Source organism: Fretibacterium fastidiosum, from assembly GCF_000210715.1.
In the GTDB taxonomy this organism is placed as follows: Bacteria; Synergistota; Synergistia; order Synergistales; family Aminobacteriaceae; genus Fretibacterium; species Fretibacterium fastidiosum.
On sequence record NC_021038.1, the window covers coordinates 845,032 to 847,416 of the forward strand.

Here is a 2,385-nt window from a genome sequence, read left to right on the forward strand (position 1 = left end):
AAAATCCGTATACGATTCTGCCTCTATCGTGTATTCCACTCCTTGAAAGTTATTATCATAGGCGAATTGAAACAATTGATCTATCTCTTTGAACCCCCTGTTGCACAGTGCTATCTTTATTTCTGATTGACTCGTCATGTTTCCCACCTCGAAGTAATCTCTCAAACAAAAAAGGGCGACAGCCACGCCGTTTCCTAATCATCCGCATTCAACGAATTTCTAATAGAATTAGAGATAAAATCAACCAAGATGACAACCAGTAAAATCCCCAATAAGATCGTGGTTGTCTCCTTGTACTGAAACAATCTTATCGACGTGATCAGATCAAACCCGATTCCCCCCGCCCCGACGATCCCAAGAACGGTTGAGGACCTAAAATTCATCTCCCATCGAAACAGCACGAGGGATATAAATTCCGCCGTGATCTGGGGGATGACTCCATAGACCAAAACTTGCATATAATTGGCCCCTGTTGCCCTTATCGCATCTATTTTCCCCTGATTTGTTCCTTCGATGGAATCTGCAAGAAACTTTCCCAGCATCCCAGACGAACTGACGCCGATGGCAAGAACTCCAGGCAACGGGCCCAAGCCAACAGCCGCAACAAAAATTAATGCAAACACCATATCGGGAATCGTCCTTATCGTGTTGAGCAACAGCCTGCTCAAATTATAAAAAAAACCATTTGGACTGATGTTTTTCGCAGCCAATATTCCCAGCGGAATGGACAAAAGCACCGCTATAAATGTTCCGCTAACCGAAATATTGATCGTTTCAACAATCGGTTTTACAATGCCTCTCCACTTGCTTACTTTAGGAGGGAACATTCTTCCGGCAATATCTACGATTCCGTCCAGTCCCTGAATCAACTCCTTGAGGCTAAAGCCAATGCTGTAAAAGCTCCAGATAATTACGGCTACAACCGCGACTACCTGAAGCATCCTTTTAAGCAACAGCCACCCGTCTGACGAGGCGTTGACGACAAGTCTGTATTTTGTGCTGACGATCCGGCTATTCTTCATGATTGCTGCCGTATAAAGCTGATATTTCTGAATTAGTGATTTGATCTCTTTTTTTATCCAACACAAGTTCACCGTTCTTTAAACCTACTATTCTAGTTCCATATTCCAACGCCAGACTTAAATTATGATTGCTGACCACGGTTGTGATCCTGTAACTTTTATTGATCTCCTTCAAGATTTCCAAAACCTGCCTTGAGGTTCTTGGGTCGAGGCTCGCTACCGGTTCATCCGCCAACAAGAGGACAGGCCTTTGCGCAAGTGCCCTGGCTATTCCGACACGTTGTCTTTGACCACCACTCAAATGCATGGTTTTTGTATACGCTTTATCTTCCAAACCCACCTGCTTGATGCAATCAAGCGCAATATCAATATCCTCCTCCGAAAACATCTTAAGGCAGGACAGCAGCTTATTGGCGTACGACAACCTCCCGCACAGGACATTTTGTAACACGGTCAATTGCTCGATTAAATTAAAATTTTGAAAGACCATCCCCATCTTTTTTCTAGCGGATATGATGCTCTTCTTATCTCTTATTTCTCTCCCATTAAAGGAGACATAACCTGAGGTGGGCCTTTGAAGAAAATTGATGCACCTCAACAAAGTGGTCTTACCCGATCCACTCAACCCAAGCAACATGATAAAATCACCCTCCTGGACACTCAACGACACATTGTTCAGTGCCCAGGGGGCATTTTTAAAAGATTTCGACAGGTTGCGAATCTCGAGCATTGTCATTGCGCCTCTAAGTCGATGTTCAGCTTTTTTGCAGCCTCTCTTAGAGAATCATAATCCGAATCCTTAACCTCCGCCCACTTTATCGTTGAGCCAAGGAATTCTCTCAATTCCTCTTTTTCCTCATCGGTCAGACCCAGCATAATCGATTTGATTTCCCTCTTGGTTTTATCGTCCAAGCTCCTCCTGTACGCCCAAGCACTGCCTGGAAATTTTTGCGTCGTATGGATTATCTTTGCGTCCTTCTCCGAGATCAACCCCTCCTCCATGATTTTATCATACATAAACGCCACTACGGTGGCACCGTCGACACTCCTGTTTTTCACTGCCAACGCACACGCGTCATGTCCGCCCGCAAATATCACGGAGGCAAAGTCTTTATCGGGGTCTATTCCCATGTTCAACATCTCTAATTTTGGGATCATGTATCCACCCGTAGATGCAGGATCCACAAACGCAAATTTTTTTCCTTTCAGCTGCGTCAGGTTTTCTATGCCGCTGTCAGGATGTACGATGACATACGCCTTATAAAAGCTACCCGTGTTTTTTCTGTAATCCGAAGCAAATGCTTCCGCATCCGCAATGGAGGAGGCCAAAACATAAGAGAGGGGACCGAACATCGCAACATCG

At 44.7% G+C, this 2,385-nt stretch carries 3 protein-coding genes; all 3 read right to left on the bottom strand.

What is annotated here, in order from left to right; translation table 11 throughout:
- Positions 1-194: 194 nt before the first annotated feature.
- Positions 195-941 (bottom strand): phosphonate ABC transporter, permease protein PhnE, encoded by a 747-nt coding sequence (phnE, locus tag SY1_RS03765; protein WP_208872748.1) that lies wholly within the window; start codon positions 939-941, stop codon positions 195-197.
- Between the two features lie 70 nt (positions 942-1,011).
- Positions 1,012-1,758, bottom strand: a complete 747-nt coding sequence (phnC, locus tag SY1_RS03770) for a phosphonate ABC transporter ATP-binding protein (RefSeq protein ID WP_341523454.1) — start codon at positions 1,756-1,758, stop codon at positions 1,012-1,014.
- A partial coding sequence (locus SY1_RS03775) for a phosphate/phosphite/phosphonate ABC transporter substrate-binding protein (RefSeq protein WP_208872749.1) occupies positions 1,755-2,385 on the bottom strand: 631 nt, incomplete at its 5' end. The genes phnC and SY1_RS03775, both read right to left, overlap by 4 nt.

Coding starts and splice junctions, on each gene's coding strand:
- phnC (WP_341523454.1), bottom strand. CDS start 1,758: ATGACAATGCTCGAGATTCGCAACCTGTCGAAATCTTTTAAAAATGCC.
- phnE (WP_208872748.1), bottom strand. CDS start 941: ATGCTTCAGGTAGTCGCGGTTGTAGCCGTAATTATCTGGAGCTTTTAC.